The sequence below is a fragment of the Companilactobacillus pabuli genome (assembly GCF_014058425.1).
Lineage (GTDB): Bacteria > Bacillota > Bacilli > Lactobacillales > Lactobacillaceae > Companilactobacillus > Companilactobacillus pabuli.
In genome coordinates this window covers 1,074,287-1,093,203 of the sequence record NZ_CP049366.1, presented here as the reverse complement: position 1 = coordinate 1,093,203, position 18,917 = coordinate 1,074,287, and the positions used below count along the sequence as shown (strand labels likewise).

Annotated in this window: 11 protein-coding genes, 1 other RNA gene and 1 pseudogene; 10 read left to right on the top strand and 3 right to left on the bottom strand. The window is 34.5% G+C overall.

What is annotated here, in order from left to right; all coding sequences use genetic code 11:
- Positions 1-13: 13 nt before the first annotated feature.
- The 6 genes from G6534_RS05245 to G6534_RS05220 are packed head-to-tail and all read left to right on the top strand — an operon-like array spanning position 14 to position 11,810.
- Positions 14-3,508, top strand: a complete 3,495-nt coding sequence (locus tag G6534_RS05245; protein ID WP_182083222.1) for a PD-(D/E)XK nuclease family protein — start codon at positions 14-16, stop codon at positions 3,506-3,508.
- Positions 3,501-7,109: a helicase-exonuclease AddAB subunit AddA gene (gene addA / locus G6534_RS05240; protein WP_059074720.1), complete on the top strand. Its 3,609-nt coding sequence runs from the start codon at positions 3,501-3,503 to the stop codon at positions 7,107-7,109. Before G6534_RS05245 ends, addA begins: the two co-directional genes overlap by 8 nt.
- Before the next feature lie 24 nt (positions 7,110-7,133).
- The gene (locus G6534_RS05235; RefSeq protein WP_182083221.1) at positions 7,134-9,944 is read left to right on the top strand and encodes a helicase C-terminal domain-containing protein; all 2,811 of its coding nucleotides are present in this window, start codon (positions 7,134-7,136) and stop codon (positions 9,942-9,944) included.
- 47 nt (positions 9,945-9,991) lie between these two features.
- Positions 9,992-10,471: a cell wall elongation regulator TseB-like domain-containing protein gene (locus G6534_RS05230; protein WP_059074721.1), complete on the top strand. Its 480-nt coding sequence runs from the start codon at positions 9,992-9,994 to the stop codon at positions 10,469-10,471.
- 59 nt (positions 10,472-10,530) lie between these two features.
- A complete protein-coding gene (locus G6534_RS05225) occupies positions 10,531-11,154 on the top strand; it encodes a DnaD domain protein (RefSeq protein ID WP_059074722.1) in 624 nt (207 codons plus the stop codon).
- The gene (locus G6534_RS05220; RefSeq protein ID WP_059074723.1) at positions 11,154-11,810 is read left to right on the top strand and encodes an endonuclease III domain-containing protein; all 657 of its coding nucleotides are present in this window, start codon (positions 11,154-11,156) and stop codon (positions 11,808-11,810) included. Before G6534_RS05225 ends, G6534_RS05220 begins: the two co-directional genes overlap by 1 nt.
- Positions 11,811-11,853: 43 nt before the next feature.
- Here G6534_RS05220 and G6534_RS05215 read toward each other — a convergent pair whose 3' ends face one another.
- The gene (locus G6534_RS05215; protein ID WP_059073340.1) at positions 11,854-14,325 is read right to left on the bottom strand and encodes a transglycosylase domain-containing protein; all 2,472 of its coding nucleotides are present in this window, start codon (positions 14,323-14,325) and stop codon (positions 11,854-11,856) included.
- On the bottom strand, positions 14,322-14,951 hold the full coding sequence (gene recU / locus G6534_RS05210; protein ID WP_059073341.1) for a Holliday junction resolvase RecU: 630 nt from the start codon (positions 14,949-14,951) through the stop codon (positions 14,322-14,324). Before recU ends, G6534_RS05215 begins: the two co-directional genes overlap by 4 nt.
- A gap of 52 nt (positions 14,952-15,003) precedes the next feature.
- Between recU and G6534_RS05205 the strand changes: the two genes are divergently transcribed.
- The 4 genes and pseudogenes from G6534_RS05205 to G6534_RS05190 all read left to right on the top strand — a co-directional run bounded on the left by G6534_RS05205 (position 15,004) and on the right by G6534_RS05190 (position 17,900).
- Entirely contained in the window at positions 15,004-15,570 is a 567-nt protein-coding gene (locus tag G6534_RS05205) for an SLOG family protein (RefSeq protein ID WP_238788916.1), read from the top strand.
- Positions 15,571-15,632: 62 nt separating this feature from the next.
- A pseudogene (gene gpsB, locus G6534_RS12365) lies at positions 15,633-16,031 on the top strand (cell division regulator GpsB); the annotation flags it as partial.
- 315 nt (positions 16,032-16,346) lie between these two features.
- An RNA gene (gene rnpB, locus G6534_RS05195) (RNase P RNA component class B) lies at positions 16,347-16,706 on the top strand.
- 78 nt (positions 16,707-16,784) lie between these two features.
- Positions 16,785-17,900: a THUMP domain-containing class I SAM-dependent RNA methyltransferase gene (locus G6534_RS05190; RefSeq protein WP_059073342.1), complete on the top strand. Its 1,116-nt coding sequence runs from the start codon at positions 16,785-16,787 to the stop codon at positions 17,898-17,900.
- On the opposite strand, the gene G6534_RS05185 is transcribed toward G6534_RS05190, so the two are convergent.
- Complete coding sequence (locus G6534_RS05185) at positions 17,897-18,841, bottom strand: magnesium transporter CorA family protein (RefSeq protein WP_059073343.1); 945 nt, start codon at positions 18,839-18,841, stop codon at positions 17,897-17,899. The genes G6534_RS05190 and G6534_RS05185 overlap by 4 nt on opposite strands.
- Positions 18,842-18,917 lie beyond the last annotated feature (76 nt).

Genomic DNA, 18,917 nt, shown 5'->3' with positions numbered 1-18,917 from the left:
CGGGTGAATAAATATGACATTAAATTTTGTATTAGGTAAGAACCAATTTGACCATCATCAAAAAATGATGGAATTATTTAATGAAGATTTTCAAAAAGATCCAGAGGGACAATTCTTTTTCTTAGTTCCCAATCACATAAAATTCGAGTCCGAAGTCAATATTCTCAAGTCATTTGGTAATGATGACGATGAATTGATTGCTACAAATAATGTCCAAACTTTCTCGTTCTCACGTTTAGCTTGGTATTTTTTGCGTGACAGTGGTGAGTATAACTTAGAAAGCTTAACGCAAACTAAAGCAGCTATGTTATTAAAAGAAATCGTTCAAACGCACAAAAAAGATTTGAAAATTTTTTCAGGAATGATTGATAAACCTGGATTTTTAGATCAAATGATTTCTCAATTCAATGAGTTTATGAACGGACAAGTTCAACCAGAAGATATTGAATTAGTCTTGAATGATAACGGACAAGATGTTTTTGCCGATAAAATTCAGGAATTAAATTTAATTTATACAGCTTATTTGGAACAAATCCAAAATTATAATACTAATGATTTTCAATTGAATGCTTTGGCTGATTATTTGAATACCAAGATTAAGACAAGTCATTATCACTTTTATATTGAAGGCTTTTCATCATTCACAGCCACAGAATTAAATTTAGTAAAATCATTGATGATTAACAGTGGCAATCTTGACGTGTCATTAGTCTTAGAAAAATCAAATACGAACGATCCAGCCGATTTTTATTACCGTGCTGATTCGACTTACCAGCAATTGATTGATTTTGCCAAACAGCAGCAGATTGCCAGTAAAGAGTACTTTGCACAAAATCCAAGAATTAGTCCTGATTTAGCAAAACTGGAAGACTATTGGATTCAGTCTAGTGGCGTAGGAAATATCAAAGATTCAATTTTTGATGATAAGCGCTCCGTTCAGGTGTGGAGATGTACTGATAAACAAACTGAGATCTCTGCAGTTAGTTCATACATCCGACAAATGGTAGCTCGTCAAGGTTATCGTTACAACGACTTTTTGATTTTAGCACGTAATTTATCAGAGTATAGTTCCTTTATTGAATCATTCATGGAAAATAATGAAGTACCTTATTTCATCGATTTGCAAAAGAAAATGGCTAATCATCCGTTTAAACGTTTGGTTGACCTTTTATTTGCCGTTCACAACAAAGGGATGCAAGAAGACGATGTAATTAGTTTGTTAAGAACGGAACTATTGATTCCCGATGAATTCAAAGATGATTTATCAGCTTTTAGACAAGCTCTAGATTTAACAGAAAACTACGCTTTAGCTAATGGCACAACCAAGAAAAATTGGTTAGGCGCTGCCTTTAAACCTGATGTTCAACTAGATGAAAAAGTTGATGCTGAAAAAATCCATGAATATCAATTAATGAATGTCATTAAAAGTTTTATAAAATCAATTTACCAGCAATTAGACAAGTTTTTGGATCAAAAATTATCTTCACTTGAAAGTGCTACTGCCTTGTACGCTTTCTTAACTAAGAATCACGTTTTTGATGTCTTGTTAACTTGGCAGAAACAGGCAACTGAAGAACAAAATTTAACGTTAGCTAATCAACCAGAGCAAATTGTTAATTTGTTTAACCAAATCTTAGACGAATACGTAACTGTTTTTGGTGAAAAAGAATTTGAATCAGACGATTTCATCAGTATTTTGGATGCTGCCTTTGAAAACGCTACTTATTCTCAGATTCCTTCAACGCTTGATGCTGTAAGTATTTCTGAAATTGGAATGATTCAACCTAATAATCGTAAAATTACTTTTATTTTAGGTTCAACAACTGCCAATATGCCAGGAGCAACGGTCTCTAACAATCTGGTAACTGATGATGAACGTGGTTTTTTGAATAATAATTTGACCGATGGTAAGTATTTGAAAGAATCAGATGAAGTAATCAACAATGCGGAACCATATTTGCACGACATTTCATTTACAGCTAGTTCTCAACGCTTGATTTTTACTTATCCTAATTTGACAGAGGATAATAAGAAGCAAGAGTTATCCAGTTATGTCAAACGAATCAAAGACCATTTTAATTTGGAAATCGAAGACAAATTACTCAATCCAGCAACTGACGATTTAGAAGATAATCATATTTTGCAATACATTGGTTCAAAAGCTTCGACGCTGAATTACTTGATTAGGATTTCACGCAGTGCTTTGGATAAAAATGCTAATTTGCCAGATGCTTGGCAGTATGTTCGTAAGCAATTGTTAGGTCGTGATAAGGAAAACTCTGAATTTGCCTTGAGTTCGTTGAATTATCAAAATAAGCCCGTTGATCTAACTCCAGAAACGGTCAATGCTTTGTATGGCAAAAATATCAATGTTTCGATTTCTCAATTAGAGACTTTCTACAAAAATGAATACGAGTATTTTTTGAGATATGGTTTGCGTTTGTATCCTCGACAATTATTTGAGATAACGCCAGCTCAAACGGGCTCAGTATTTCACGCTGTTTTAGATAGCTTAGTCAAATACCTTAATAAGCATAATCAAAGATTGGCAGATTTTAATGATCAGGAGATAACCGCGTTAATTTCTGATTTATTTGAGGAACAAGCTAGTTTACCAGAAAATAAAATCTTCAAATCTTCTGCTCGAATGCTTTACATCTCTAATAAATTGCAAAGTACGTTAGTTCAATTAGTTAAAAATATGAGACAACAGTATCAACGCAATGGTTTTAACCCCAAACGTTCAGAAGTGACTTTTGGTCGAATCAATAATCAGCAAGATCTACCAGGCTTATCCTATGAACTGCCCGGAAATCATAAAATCAACGTCCGTGGAAAAATCGATCGAATCGATGAAATGCTTTTGCCAGAACAGGCGTTAGCTTACTTGACGATTATCGATTACAAGTCGAGTGGCAAAGACTTCAACTTCCCACAATTTTTAAATGGAATCACTATGCAGATGCCAACGTACATTCAAAGTTTGAATGACAATTTGGAACTATTTAAGGTAGACGACTCTGATGTGAAAGTTGGAGGAGCTTTATATGAGCACATTAGCAATCCTTTTATTCCGTTGAGTAAAAAACAAGTGCCGCTTGCTGAACAAATATTGGCTCAATTCAAGTTGCAAGGGATTTTACTAAATGATGAAGATTTGCTGGATAATTTTGATACGGAGGCTAGAACTTCCAAAAATGTAAGATCATCTAGGTCTCCGGTAGTCAGTTTTGGTAAAGACAATGTGATTTCTGATGATGATCTCTTTAAGATTCTTAATTATAATCGTCGTTTGATCAAAAATGCTGGCGAGAAAATTTATTCAGGAAAGCTAAATCTAAATCCTTATCGCTACAAAAAAGTTACCTATTTACAATACAGTGATTTTCGTCCAATTTTTGAATTTGATGCGATGTTACCAGAAAATGAGTATCACGATATTATCAATTACAACAAAAAAGACGTTCTAGAAAAAATCGGAGAAATTTTGGAGGAAGACAATGCCTAAGTGGACAAAAGATCAAGAAAAAGCAATTGAACATCGTGGACATGATATTTTGGTTTCAGCTGCGGCTGGTTCAGGGAAGACGACTATTTTAATTGAACGAATCTTGCGTGAATTGAAGAGCGATGAAGATGTTGATAATTTATTGGTAGCAACTTTTACCGAGGCTGCCGCACAAGAGATGAAAGATCGATTATTAAAAGCACTAAAAGAAGCTGTCAATCAAACTGACAATGCTGATGAAAAAAGACGTCTCCAAAAACAAATTTTTCGTATCCCAATGGCTAATATCAGTACCTTGCACGCATTTTGCTTGAGCGTCATCAAGAAGTTTTATTATGTAATCGATCTAGATCCCAATTTTCGCTTATTGAGTGATGACACTGAAAAGTCAATTATTCAAGAACAAGCTTATGATAATGTACGTAATAGTTATTATGACAAGGATGATTATAATTTCATCAATTTAACAAATAATTTTACTAATGACAAAACTGACGATGGTTTGAAAGATATTGTTTTTAAACTGTACGATTTTGCAATTACAACTAGTGACACAAAAGCTTACTTGGACGATTTGAGCAAAACATACGAATTTACAGATTCTTTCAGTCAAAGTGAATTTTATCAAAAGGAATTTTTGCCACAGATCAAGTTACGTCTAGATGAAATTCTGTTGACCGTTAAACAAGGTTTGGATTTAGCTGCCGTTGATGAATTAGCAGGAACGTATTTGGATGTTTTTAAAGAAGCTGAAGAAAGATTACAAAAAATCTATTCAGAATTATCGCAATACAATTACGACCAATTGCGTGAATTCTTTTATAATTTTAAATTTAAGAATAAAAAGCAACGAGTTACCAAAGCTGACAAAGAGGGAAAAGACCTCTCACTTATGAATGAAGCAGGGGATGTCAAGAAGACCCTTGACGATCAATTAAAGAGCCTTGTCACTGATTATTTCTTAAAGTCGGAAATTGGCGTCAACGAAGCCTTAAAAGTTGCTCAAGGTTTGGTTCAAAAATTAGTTGAAGTTGAATATAGCTTTATCAAGGAATTTCAAAAACTCAAAACTAATAGTCACGTTCTAGATTTCAATGATTTAGAGCATCGGGCAGTCGATATCTTGGAAGGTGAAGTCGACGGTCGCAAGATTGCTCAAGAATATTATCAAAATAAGTTTCATGAACTAATGATCGATGAATATCAAGATGTTAATGCCATGCAAGATAAAATCATTGATTTGTTGTCGTGTGAGAATAATCATCGCTTCATGGTAGGGGACATCAAACAATCAATTTATGGTTTTAGACAAGCAGCTCCTAGATTATTTACTGAAAAATATGAAGCATTCCAAAAAGATGATAATGATGACGAATTGATTCAACTATCAATGAACTTTCGTTCCTCAAAGGCGGTTGATGATTTCGTCAATAATATCTTCACAAAAATCTTTGATAAAAAAATTGGTGATATCGACTATGATGAAAAGTCAAAATTGATTACCGGAACTAATTTCCCCGATGCGGTCGATACAACTAATGAATTTGATGTTTATGTCGGTGATGAAGACGAGGAAATCACTAAACGTCAAACGTTGATCAGTGCCGCTGCTAAAAAAATTCAAACTCTGATAGATCAAGGATTTGAAATTTATGACAGCAAGATGAAAGCTGATACTGAAGCTGAAAAGATCCGTCCATTGAGATATTCGGATATCGCTATTTTGTCACGAGTTCGAGATAACAATACGGATATCATTTCTTATTTTTCTAAGGTAAATATTCCAGTTATGGTTAAGGATGCCCAAAATTATTTCCAGACGACGGAATTACAAATTATGATGTCGATGTTGAAATTGGTTGATAATCCTTACGAGGATATTCCTTTAGTTGCAGTTTTACGTTCGCCAATCGTTGGCTTGAATGAAGAAGAACTAGCTAAGATTCGTATAATTGACAAGCGTAATAGCTATTTTACGGCATTAAATGAATATGCAGTTTCTGAAGATGGCGAAGAACATCTCAAGAATAAAATCAGTTCATTTTTAGTTCAATTGGATAATTATCGTGACTTTGCTAATAAAAACAGTATTGCTCGATTGATTTGGAAGATTTATCAAGAAACTGGTATTTTGGAATATGTTTCTGGGATGCCTGGTGGAAAGCAACGTGCTGCTAATCTCCATGCTCTTTATCAGCGTGCTAATGCTTATGAAGAAAACAATTATAAAGGCTTACATCAGTTCATTAATTTTATCCAAAGAATGCAGAAATTGGATAAGGACCTTTCACAACCAAATAGTATTGAAGCCAATGATGACACTGTCAAAGTTATGACTGTTCATGGTTCTAAAGGATTGGAATTTCCAATTGTAATTTATTTGGATATGGACAAGAAATTCAATATGATGGACGTTAAATCTGATACAGTTTTTGATGCTCAAAAGGGTATTGGAATAACAATTGCTGACAATGAAACAAGAATCAAGTATCGGACTATTCCACGAGGAATTATCAGTTACCAAAAGAAAATCGCTACTGTTTCTGAAGAGATGCGGTTATTGTATGTGGCTTTGACTAGAGCTAAGCAAAAGTTAATCATGTTAGGATTCAGTAAAGATTCAGATAAATTATTAAAAACTTGGAATAATGTCACAATGACTAATAATTTAGTCAATGAATCAGCCAGAATGAAAGCTAATAATTTTCAAAACTTAGTCGGCATCAGTACTTTACAGGATGCTAAAGCACCAGATTACTATGATGAGGATAGTCATTTACAGTTTAAGTTGATAGAAGCTAAAGCTGAAGATGCCAAAACTACCAAGAATCAAACAATCAAACTTTTACCAAAAGAACCTAGTCAATTGTTTAAAGATGCAGTTGCTGATATTTTAGATTTGGATTATCAATATCAAGAATCAGTAGAAACAACCGCATATCAGTCAGTCTCTGAAATCAAAGGTTTGTTTGAAGATCCTGATGACGAAAATATGACAGAGATGTTACCAGAAAAGTCCCGATATAATTTGGGTTCATTTGCACAACCAGATTTTCTGACGAAGACTAAAAAGGTCACGAATGCTGAAATCGGAAGTGCAACTCACTTAGTTCTTCAAAAGATCAATATCGAAAAAACACCAGAAGTTGATGATTTTAAAGAATTAGTAACACAAATGACGAATGAAAAATTACTGACACCAGAATTAGCGGAAAAAATCGATTGTTCCAGCTTAGCTAAGTTTTATCAGAGCAATTTGGGTAAAAAAATCGTTGATAATCATCAAAGTGTTAGTCGAGAATTTCCTTGTTCAATTTTGATGCCAGCCAAAAGATTGTTTAAAGATACTGCAAAAGACTATTCTATTAACGATAAAATCTTAGTTCATGGTATTATTGATGGAGTGATTGAATTAAATGAAGGCGTAATTATTTTTGACTACAAAACTGATCATGTTACTAGTCAAAATGAGGATGAACTTGTTAAGAAATATTCGGGACAAGTTAATTTATACGCAAAAGCGATTGAAGCAATCAAGAAAAAGCCCGTTTTGGGTAAATATCTTTATTTCTTGAAGAAAGACAAAGCAGTTAAACTTTAAGAAAAAAGATGAGAGGTGAATGATTTGAAAAACACTTACGCTGTTGTTGATTTGGAAACAACCAATTCTAATTGGCATGACAACGGGCGTATAATTCAATTCGGCTGTGCCCTTATCGAAAATGGTGAAATTACACATATTTATGATCAAAAAATCAATCCTAAGGTACCAATTCCCAATCGGATTACTGCCTTAACTGGTTTAAGTGACGAAGATGTTAAAGATTCACCTACATTTGAAGAAGTTGCACCTGATATCTTTAAACTTTTAAAAAATCGAGTTTTTATTGCACATAATGTGAATTTTGATTTGACCTTTTTAAATCGTGAATTTAAACGTATCGGAATGAATCAACTAAATGTCAAAGCAATCGATACTGTTGAATTATCGCAAATTCTCTTTCCAACCATCAGTAGTTATAAATTACAAGATTTAACGCGTTATCTAAGCATTGTTCATAAGAATCCACATAGTGCTAATAGTGACGCCCACGTTACTGCGGAACTCTTTTTAGTTATTTTGAAGCGGGTTCAGCAATTACCATTAGATACTTTGCGATTATTGGCTAAATTTGGTAAGAATACTTTGAGGGAAACAGATTTAGTCTTTAAAACTATTTTAGAAGAGCGGGAAAAGAATGCTCGCACGGAAGTATTGCCGGCTTATTTGTATGAACGTGGCGGTCTTATTTTACGGAAAAAAGATTTCCATGTTAGTGAACAAATTGACCATTCGACTAAATATCCTCGATCTAAGGAAGCCAAGAAAGCATTACTTGATGGAATCCTTGATTATCGAGTGAACCAATCTAATTTGATGGATAATATTTATAAAGCTAGTCAACATCGTGATAAATATAAAAAATGGAATTTAATTGAAGCACCAACTGGAGCAGGTAAGACTTTAGGTTATTTGTTGCCATTATCTTATTTGATCAACAGTGACCAAAAATTAGTTATCGCCACAACAACGAAAGTTTTACAACAACAAATCGTCGAACAATCAATTCCGTTATTGAATCAAGTGACTGGCAATAATTATCATGCTGAAATCGTCAAAAGCAGTTACAATTTCATTGACTTGGACCGCTTTTCAGAGGCGCTAGATAATTATCGCTTGCACAGTCACACGGCTATTTTAAAAATGAAGATCATTGTTTGGTTGACGATGACTACAACCGGTGATCTGAGCGAGTTACATTTAACTAATTACAGTAGTCCTTTGTTCAGTATTATCAGACATCGTGGTGAACCAAAGGAAAACTCAATTTATAGCAATGACGACTTTTGGTTGTATCAACAAAATCGTTATTTGGAATCTAAAATTTTAGTTACTAATCAGTCGTTTTTAGCAAGACATTTAGATAGCCAGTTTTGGGGTGGCAATTCCTACTTAGTAATCGATGAAGCAAATCATTTTGCTGGCAGTTTACGGGATGCTAGTTCACCAACAATTGACTTTTTGAAATTGAATGAGTACGTCAAAAAAATTAGTGATATTCTATATCAAAATCGAGTAACGCTTCGTTATGCTTTCACTGAAGTAACGACTCAGTTATGGAATTACCAAGACTTACAGACGATGGAGACCCATTTCCAAGCTGTCGATGAATTGATGGAGCGAATTGAATACAATATTTTTGGCAATTACATTCGTAACAAAGTTCGTTTCAAAGATCGCCAAGAATTCGTTTCTATCTTAGATAGCAGCAATGAATTTGGTAAAGATAATAATCAATTGACTGAATTGCTCTCCGATTTAATTGTTGAATTGTCATTGATTTCCAATCGAGTTGAGACCTTATTCGATCAATACAATTTTCAAAAGAACTTCATTTCAGTTGAATTATCAAAGGTGATTTCTAATTTAACAATTGAAAATGCAAAATTGCGAACTGTTTTGAAAAATCTTGATGAACTATTGCAGGCTTTGCAAAGTCCAGATAACAAGTTTGGCTTACAGTTAGAAATGCGTGATTACTATGATCCTAAGACTTTGAAAATCAGTTGGCGACAATATGATATCCGTGATTTGATTGCTGATACGACTGATCGATTTAGTCAGATATTTGCTATCGGAGCTGCAATTACGATTCAAAAAGATTTTTCACATTTTATTTTGGATACACAGCTAAACCAAAATCAGATCAATCAAATGGTGATTTTGCCAGATATGAATAGTATCTCTAAGAATAGTAAGATTTATTTACCAGCTAATTTACCAGATATTCAGTCACTAAACAGCGAAGAATATTTTGATATGGTTACGGGGTATATTGTTGATGTCCTCGATAATTTGGATCATCAAACGATGATTTTGTTTAATTCGTTAAATACTTTAGCTAAAGTTTATGAGCGTTTGATGGAAACTGATGTCAAAGAAAAATGGGAAATCTTAGCTCAAGGCGTAACTGGTTCCAACGAGAAAATTAAAAAGCGTTTTGCTATTGGTCGTCGTTCCGTCTTGCTAGGTGCCAACTCATTTTGGGAAGGGGTCGACTTTCCGAAAAAAGTTCTAGAAATTTTGATCGTAACTCGAATTCCGTTTGAATCTCCTGAACAGCCAGATGTTAAAATCAAACAAGATATTTTGAAGCAACAAGATTTAAATGTCTTTAAAGTTGATTCTTTACCGAATGCTATCTTACAATTACGACAAGGTTTAGGTCGCCTGATTAGAACTCCTAATGACCGAGGCGTGATTTTACTATTAGATAATCGGATTTTGACGAAGAATTATGGCAAAACTATTTTGGATTCGTTGCCAAAGGGATTACCGGTAATCAACGAAGATATGGATTCTATTAAAAAAGATATAAATGACTTTTTGAATTAAGTAAATTATTGCTATACTATTTTTGTTAGTTAAAAAAAGGACGTATTATGAATAGAAGTACAAAAATCTTATTGACCATTTCTCTAATTGCATTAGCAATAGTTTCTGCATTAACTTATTTGAATCTTTCGACAGCACCAAATTCAAGTGCTAAATCACAAGCCAACGAGATTGCCAAAGAAAAGGCTGGTATCGTTCAACCTGATTATTTCGGCAATTATACGCGTGAAAAGCAATATTACGCAGTCGGTGGTTTAACAAAAAATGATAAGTATCGTTACATTATTATTAATGCTAAAAGTGGTAAAACTGATACTTTTAACAAAAATAATGCGCCAGTTCGTCAAACAATCATTGATGGAGTGGCCCAACGATATGGTGCCAAGAAGATTTTGCATATAAATTTGGGAATTTATAAGAAGAAACCTACTTGGGAAGTAACTTTCCAAAAGGGCAATGGTAAAATTGGCTATAATTTAGTTGATTTTAAAACTGGTAAAAGTATCCAGATCATTAATAATATTTAAAAAACAAAAAAAGTCGAGATTGTCTTCTCGGGCTTTTTTTATGTATTGGAGTAATTTATATGAATGATGATTTATTCAATTCTTTTGTCGATAGCGGCAGTACGACTATTAATAATTTGATTATTAAAAATTTTCATAAATTAGGTATGACTGAGCGTGATCTAGTGGTTTATTTAGCTCTATCGATGTACGCTCAAAAAGGTAATACTTTCCCAATGGCTCAAGATTTAGCCGATGATACTGGGATGGACGAGGCCTCAATTTATACGATCATTCAGGGTCTAATAAAATTAGGTATCATCGAATTAAAAACCGTGGTTGATCATCATCAACAGCGCGATATTTATTCTCTAACACCAATTTTTCATCGTCTAAAGAATCTTTTACAACAAGAGAAATTAGCTAATAAACAAGATAAGTTAATGTCAGATACTGAAGAATTATTTAAAAAAATCGAGGTTGAATTTGGTCGGCCTATTTCACCAATTGAGCAAGAGCAAATTCATCAATGGATCGATGATGATCATTACAGTATCGAGTTAATTGATTTAGCATTGAGAGAGGCTGTCTTGAATCAAGCTTATTCATTGAAATATATGGATCGGATTTTAATTAGCTGGGAAAAGAGTAATATTAAGACAGCGGAACAACTCCAAGATCGACGAAAGAAGCTGGGATATTAATGTTAAAAGATAAACAGATTGTCTGGGCCATTCACCAGATGGAAGAAGATATTGGACCAGTTGGTCCTTCATTAGATTCAAGAACACCATTTCAATATTTGGTATCGGTTATTTTGAGTGCACAAGCAACTGACGTTTCGGTCAATAAAGTTACGCCAATTTTGTTTGCCAAGTATCCAGAACCTAAGGACCTCATGAACGCCAATATTGAAGACGTAGAGCAAATTATTAAGAGCGTTGGACTGTTTCACAATAAAGCTAAAAACATCATTAAAACGGCAAGAATTGTCCATGAAGAATTAAATGATGTTGTTCCCGAAACTCGAAAGGGAATTATGGCGCTTCCTGGTGCAGGTAGAAAAACGGCTAATGTTGTTTTGAGCGATGTTTTCAATCAATCAACTTTTGCGGTCGATACGCACGTGTCAGCAATTTCTAAACGATTGCATTTTGTGGATCAAAAAGCTAATCCTTTGCAAGTTGAAAAGAAAATTGTGAGCGTTTTGGAACCTGAAGAACTTCATCGTGCACACCATACAATGATTGAATATGGACGCAAATATTCAATGAAATTAGATCCAGCCAAGGAAACTAATCAATTAATTATTGCTTGTGATAAATTAAATGAGGAAAATGAAGGATTACCTCAAAAATAAAAAGGTTCAAAACAGAAGTAAAACATCTGTCTTGAACCTTTTTTTATTGTGCATTATTGTCAGCTGAGCTATTAGTTGTAGCACCATTGTTAGTCGTAGCGTCACTATTAGTTGAGCCGCCGGTATTACCAGTTGTACCACCGGTAGTTCCACCATTGGAATCAGTTGAGCCACCAGTATTGCCAGTCGTACCACCAGTAGTTCCACCGTTAGAATTGTTGGAATTACCAGTATTTGAAGAATTATTATTTTCAGTAGTGTTGCCATTACTATTAGTATTGTTGTTTGTACTATCAGTTGTATTTGAATCACTGTTTGATTCGCTACTGTTATTACTATCGGCATCTGAACCAGTAATTTCTACTCGACCACTAGTATCTGTATCATTTTCTTCATCGCTAGATTCAGAAGAGCTACTTGAATGATTATTTGAAGTTACTTGGTTGCTGCTTGAACTTGAAGCACTGCTTGAAGTGTAATCAGAATCCTTATATGGATTAAAAGGTGCGTGTCCCTTAACAAATAATTCTTTAGTGTAAGTAGATGAACTTGAACTAGGTGAAGCAACTGTTGGTGTAGTAGAACCGTTATTCTTGATCATCATAGAAACAACAGAACTTGGTTTCTTCCAATTAGGATTGCTGTCAGCCTGTTTAGCTAAATAACTCATTTCAGCTTTATAAATCTTACCAGCAACGCTTTGATAGGTTGAAGAAATTCCGTTTTGATTTTCAGAATCATAACCAGTCCAAACACTCATTGAATAATTCCTAGTATAACCATTGTACCAAGAATCTTTTGCTTTACCGTTTAACAGTGAGTTTGCGGCAATAGCATCAGAAGAATAATTAGTAGTACCTGTCTTACCAGCTTGATGCAATCCAGAAATATTAGCATAAGTAGCATAACTTGAAGGAACACCCTTTAGGACGTCAGTAATCATGTATGCTGTCGATTTCTTCATTGCACGTTTACCAGATTTACTGTAGTTATGGACCATGCCATCAGCAGTTTCAATCTTTGAGACATAGTAAGGTTTGTAATAAATTCCACCGTTTGAGAAAGCTCCATAAGCGGAAGCTCCTTGAAGTGATGATACTGAACCACCAATACCAACGGACAAACCATCACTTTCTTTGATTGAATCAATTCCTAAGCCTTTGGCAAAATCTATCGCGTTAGATAATCCCACGGCAGAAAGAGCTCTAATGGCCGGAACGTTTCTAGAATTAACTAGGGCTTTTCTCAAACTCATCTGGCCTTCATACTCTTCATCCCAGTCCTTTAATTGAATATTGGTTCCTGGGTAAGTATATTCAGTATCTTCCAGTTGATGATAAGTCGACCAATTAAGGTTTTCGATAGCTGGTGCGTAATCTAGGATTGGTTTCATCGTTGAACCATTACTACGAGATGTTTGTACAGCCCGATTGAGTCCAAATTGAACATTTCCTAGATTTCTACCACCAATCATCGCTACGACTTTACCGTTGTTAGGGTTAACAATTGAAGCCCCAACTTGCATTTTAGAATCAGGGAATTGAACATAACTAGATGAATTAACGATATTGTAAAGACGTTTTTGAGCACCATAATCCATATTGATAGTAATTTTTAGATTATCACGATATGGATCAAAGCCTTTTTTCTTAACTTCAGTAATAGCTTCTTTAATGTATGGATCAGCAATTATTCGCTTAGTATTGCTACTGTTTGAAACTTTCTTGTAAGGTAAGAGACCATCACTGATTGGTGTATTGATAGCTTCCTGCGCCTGAGCCTTAGTAATCTTATTGTTATTGTACATAGCACGGATAACTAAATCACGACGCTGCTTAGATTGGGTAGGGTGAGTATATGGATCATAATTACTTGGTGCATTAGGTAAACCAGCTAACATTGCCATTTGAGCTAAGCTTAGTTTCTTCAATGACTTACCATAGTAATATTTTGCCCCAGTCTCAATTCCGTAAATACCATTATTCAAATAAACTTTATTAACATAAAATTCTAGAATTTGTTGTTTCGAGAACTTTTGACTGACTCGCATTGCTAACCAAGCTTCTTGCATCTTACGTTTAAAGGTTTGATCTTTAGTATCGGTAGAGAAGACCGTCAATTTAACTAATTGTTGCGTCAACGTACTTCCACCTTGAAGTGTCCCTTTAGTAACGTTGTTAAAAGCTGACTTAGCAATTCTTACCGGATCAATTCCAAGTGGTTCATTGTAAAAATTCTTATCCTCAATAGAAATTACGGCATCTTCCATTTGTTGTGGTACTTTATCGATGGTCACATAATTTCTCTTGTTGTCCCCAAGTGAAGCGATTTGTTTACCGGTTGAATCAACAATCGTTGAAGATCCACCACTTTGTAGATTTTCCTGACTAATAGACGGTGCACTAAAAGCATAGTAAACAAAGATGAACAAAAATATTCCAGCCAGAACGGCTACGATGGCAAGAAACCATTTAAGAATATTTTTGAAGGTCAATATACTGGTATTCTTTTTCATTCTTTCTCCTTCCCACTTTCTATCAATTGTTGTATGGCATCAATATAAGGTAAAGTAGGATCATAATTAGCTTTGATCTCAATTGAACAGTCAATGATATCCTTAAGCTGAATGGATTTTGCGCCATCGTGCTTTTGGGCATCCCAATGAACGAAGAGGTCGTCTGCTGGCATTATAAAATAGCGTTTTAAAGTTACGTATTTTATAATAACAAAACAGATACCACCTTGTTTTTGACACATCCTAAGATGATCGATTTGATGTTGATGAAAGTTTTTTAAAGGAAAAGTATTTTTATTTTTCGTTTCCTTAGCTTCAAAATCAACATAGTAGCCATTGTATACGCCATTGTAATCAGTCGTAGATGCCTGACGGAAATAAGCTTCTCTGATGACAGCCTTACTTCTTTTAGGGTAGTCGACCTTGACAATTTGTATTGGCGTAGGTTTTTTGTAAATCACAGCAATGTCGTGACTACGGTAATACTTGTTGCTTTCATTAATCTCTTCTTCAAGGGTCATACCACGATCACCAAAAATAAGTTTCTTTTTGGCACTGGTATTTAAAGAAGGTTTTGACGGACGATTATTATGGAAAACACGCCCATCGGGGTAGTTTATTTTCAAAATATCAACTCCTACTCTGCAAATTATACCATGATGGTAAAAATAATAATTATTGGAGGGATTCTTTATCATTAAAAATTTATGGATCACCGGTTACCGTTCTTACGAGTTAGGTATTTTTAAAGATGATGACCCAAAAGCCAAAGTAATTCAAGACTTTTTTAGTCAAAGAATTACCGACTACGCTGAAGATGGGATGGAATGGGTCATTACCGGAGCTCAATTAGGTACGGAACAAATAGTTGGAAAAGCCGTGCAAGAAGTGAAGAAAAAGGGCTATAATATTAGACATGCAGTAATGCTACCGTTTTCAGAATTTGGCAATCAATGGAATGAAAAAAATCAGCTATTGTTAAATGTTTTTTTAAGAAATGCTGACTATGTCAATAAAGTTTCCAATATGAGTTATCATAATCCTAGACAATTAAGAGTATGGCAAGAATTCATGCTCAAGCATACTGATGGTGCTTTGATTTTTTATGATCCGGATAGTGGTGGCAAGCCCAAATATGATTATGAAGCTATCAAAGCTTATCAGGATCGTGGGATCGACTATCAATTGGAATTAATTGATTTTGATTCTATGCAGGACTTTGCTAATATGTTATATGATAGTTAAAAGTACAAGATAAATTGACAATAATTAACACTGGGGTGTTTTAAATGAATAATATGAATGGAATGAATCCACAAACAAACAACAATGATCTTTCATTAAATTATCAACCAAATGATATTCTACAAAAAGAATTCAAAACTAAAATGCGTGGTTATGACCCAACAGAGGTCGATCAATTTTTGGATGGAATCATTAAAGATTACGAAACATTTGCTAATGAGATCGATCAACTTAAAAGTGAAAACGAACGCTTAATGCAAGCACGTAATGCTAGTTCTGGAAATAATAATCCTAATTCAAATTTTCAACAACGTCCACAAAATAATCGAATGAGACCTCAACCAAAGAGTTCTACTGCTGGAGCTTCAACTAACTATGATATTTTGAGACGTATTTCTAATCTTGAAAAGCGTGTCTTTGGCCATGACTTCAGCAATGGTCTACCAGACGAAAATAATGAGACAAAACAATTCGCATCAGCTGTCGTACCTAATAATATGAATCATAACGGCGTTGAGAGTGGTCATCAAGAGATCAATCCTAGAATGAACCGTCCCATGAATAATAACTTTAATAATCCCAACCCTAATGCTAATAATAATTTCCAAGCTAATCGTCCAATGAACAATCCAAATCCTGGACAAAATAATTTTAATGGAAATATGAATAATAACAATAATTTCAATCAATTTTAAGCACTGATAAATTATTTTATGACTAATCAGTAATTCGGGTTTGAATTTAATTGAATTTAGTGTATACTGTTCAAGTCGGTAAATTACGAGTAATCGCGGTCTAGTTATCTAGGCTGAGGAAGGTCCACGCCCGCGCGAACTGAGATGTTTGCAGTGTTTGTGCTTGGCCCAATAAGCCAAGGTACCTTCGGGTAACGGCAGCGAAAGCACTAAGGTCAGTGAGACTATGTGTTAATAGCTTGAAAGTGCCACAGAGACGTATTACTGTGAGAAATTGCAGTGGTGGAACGAGGTAAACCCCGCAAGCGGGCAACCCAAACTTTGGTAGGGGCGCTTCATAACGAGAAATGAATCTACTGTGAAGGCTTAATTGTAGATAGATGATTACTAACTGTGTTAGGTTTGCCAACCTAATACATGAACAGAACGTGGCCTATAGGAGTTTATCGAGGCAGAGGGACGACTTGTTCGTCCTTTTTTTATACAAAAAATTAAATAATAAAAAACAAGAGGGGCAATATGAAATTAATTGCGACTATGTCAAGCGGCTTTGAATCTGTAACCGCAAAGGAATTACAAAATTTGGGATACGATACAAAGACTGAGAATGGTAAAGTCTATTTTGATGGTGAATATGAAGATATCGCTAGGGCTAATCTTTGGTTACGCAGTGCCGATAGAATCAAGATCTTGATCGGTAGTTTTAAAGCAGTAACATTTGAAGAGCTATTCGATAAAGTTTACGCAATTGACTGGGATAACTGGTTACCTTTGAACGCAGCTTTTCCTGTCAAAGCAAGAACCGTTAAATCACAATTGCATTCCGAAAGAGATATTCAAGCGATTACTAAAAAAGCCATCGTTAATAAGATGGCCGATGTTTTCATGCGTCGTGGCAGATTGCCAGAGACTGGTGCAAAATTTCAAATTGAAACTCGAATTCACAAAGATATGGTTGAAATAACGCTTGATACAACTGGTGATTCACTGTATAAACGTGGTTATCGTGTTGAACACGGTGCTGCTCCGTTGAAAGAAAATTTTGCTGCGGCAATGATCCTTTTAACAGTTTGGCATCCCGAAGAGGATCCCTTCATCGATCCAACAACTGGTTCTGGTACAATTGCGATTGAAGCAGCTCGCTTAGCTAGAAATATTGCTCCTGGAATTCAACGTCATTTCTTGTTTGAAGATTTCGATTGGTTTGATCCTAAAATCTTAACTAACTTGAAAGAAGAAGCCAAAGCTGGCGAAAAAAAGATTGATCTAAATATCTTCGCTAGTGATATTGATGGGTCAATGATCGATATTGCAAAATTGAATGCTCATGATGCTGGTGTTTTGCATGACATCCAATTCAAACAAATTGCTGTTAAAGATTTAAAGATTGAAGGGGAATACGGAACAATCATTACCAATCCTCCTTACGGTCAACGTATGAGTGATATGGAAAACGTTCGTAAACTCTATAAAGAAATGGGAGAAGTCTTTGCGACCGCTCCCACTTGGAATAAATATATTTTGACTAGTGATACTGAATTTGAAAAGTACTATGGTCAACAAGCAACCAAGAAACGTAAGTTATATAACGGTTCAATTAGAACTGACTTTTATCAATACTGGGCAAAACACTAAAGACTATTTCTGCGATGCAAGTCCCAGAGAATGATTAAAATAATAGCTACGGTAATGATCAGTGAGAATATCCAGGACCATTTTTGGTCAGCAATGGGTAATTTCATATTCATACCGTAAAAACCCGATACGATCGTGGGGATACTGAGAATAATGGTGTAAACTGTCAGTATCTTCATGGTCGTATTTGTTCTATTATTGAGAATATTGTTATATGTATTGGAGATTCGGTCGGTAATGTCAGAACTTAAGTCAACTTGATTTTTTATTTGTTCAATTTCGACCAAAGAATCATGTAAATGCTCTTTGCTGACTTTGTTCAGATGAATCACTTGCGAATTGCCACTACAAACCATCTGGAGCTGTTTTACGACAGTATAGTTGTCATTAATAGCAGTATTTAAATACGTCGTTAAATCTTCTAAATCGGACAAATCAAGAATTTGATTCTCTGATGAATGATGACGACGAATTAAAGCTTGAATTTTATTTCTTTGTAAGTCTATTTCGCTGATTTGGTCACTATAATCACTAGAGATTTGATCAAAAGTATTAAAAATGAATTCCCAAATTTGTTTTTGAGATCTTGGACTTAAATGATTTTTAACATTGATTATATAGTCTTTGATATAGTGCGTAGCATCATTAGTAAACAAAAATAATTGTTGATTTTTGATGGCAAATGAAATCGGTAGGACACGTTGCGATAAATCATCAGTTTGATCATTTTCATTTTGAACATTATAGACAATCAGGTAAGTTTTACTCAATTCATCATATTCAAAACGAGCACGCTCATTTTCATCATCAGCATAATCTAAAACTTCGTTAGTTAGTCGATATTCTTCAATCAATTTCATACGATCAGTGTCATTTAAATTAGTTGTAGAATGAACGTCAATTAATTTTATTGAATCATTTAAAACAATTTCATTAATCATCTTTTAACCCCTCATTAAAGATAATCATAACAAAAATAAAAAACGAGTCGAGAATTATTTTTCCCGACTCGTTTTG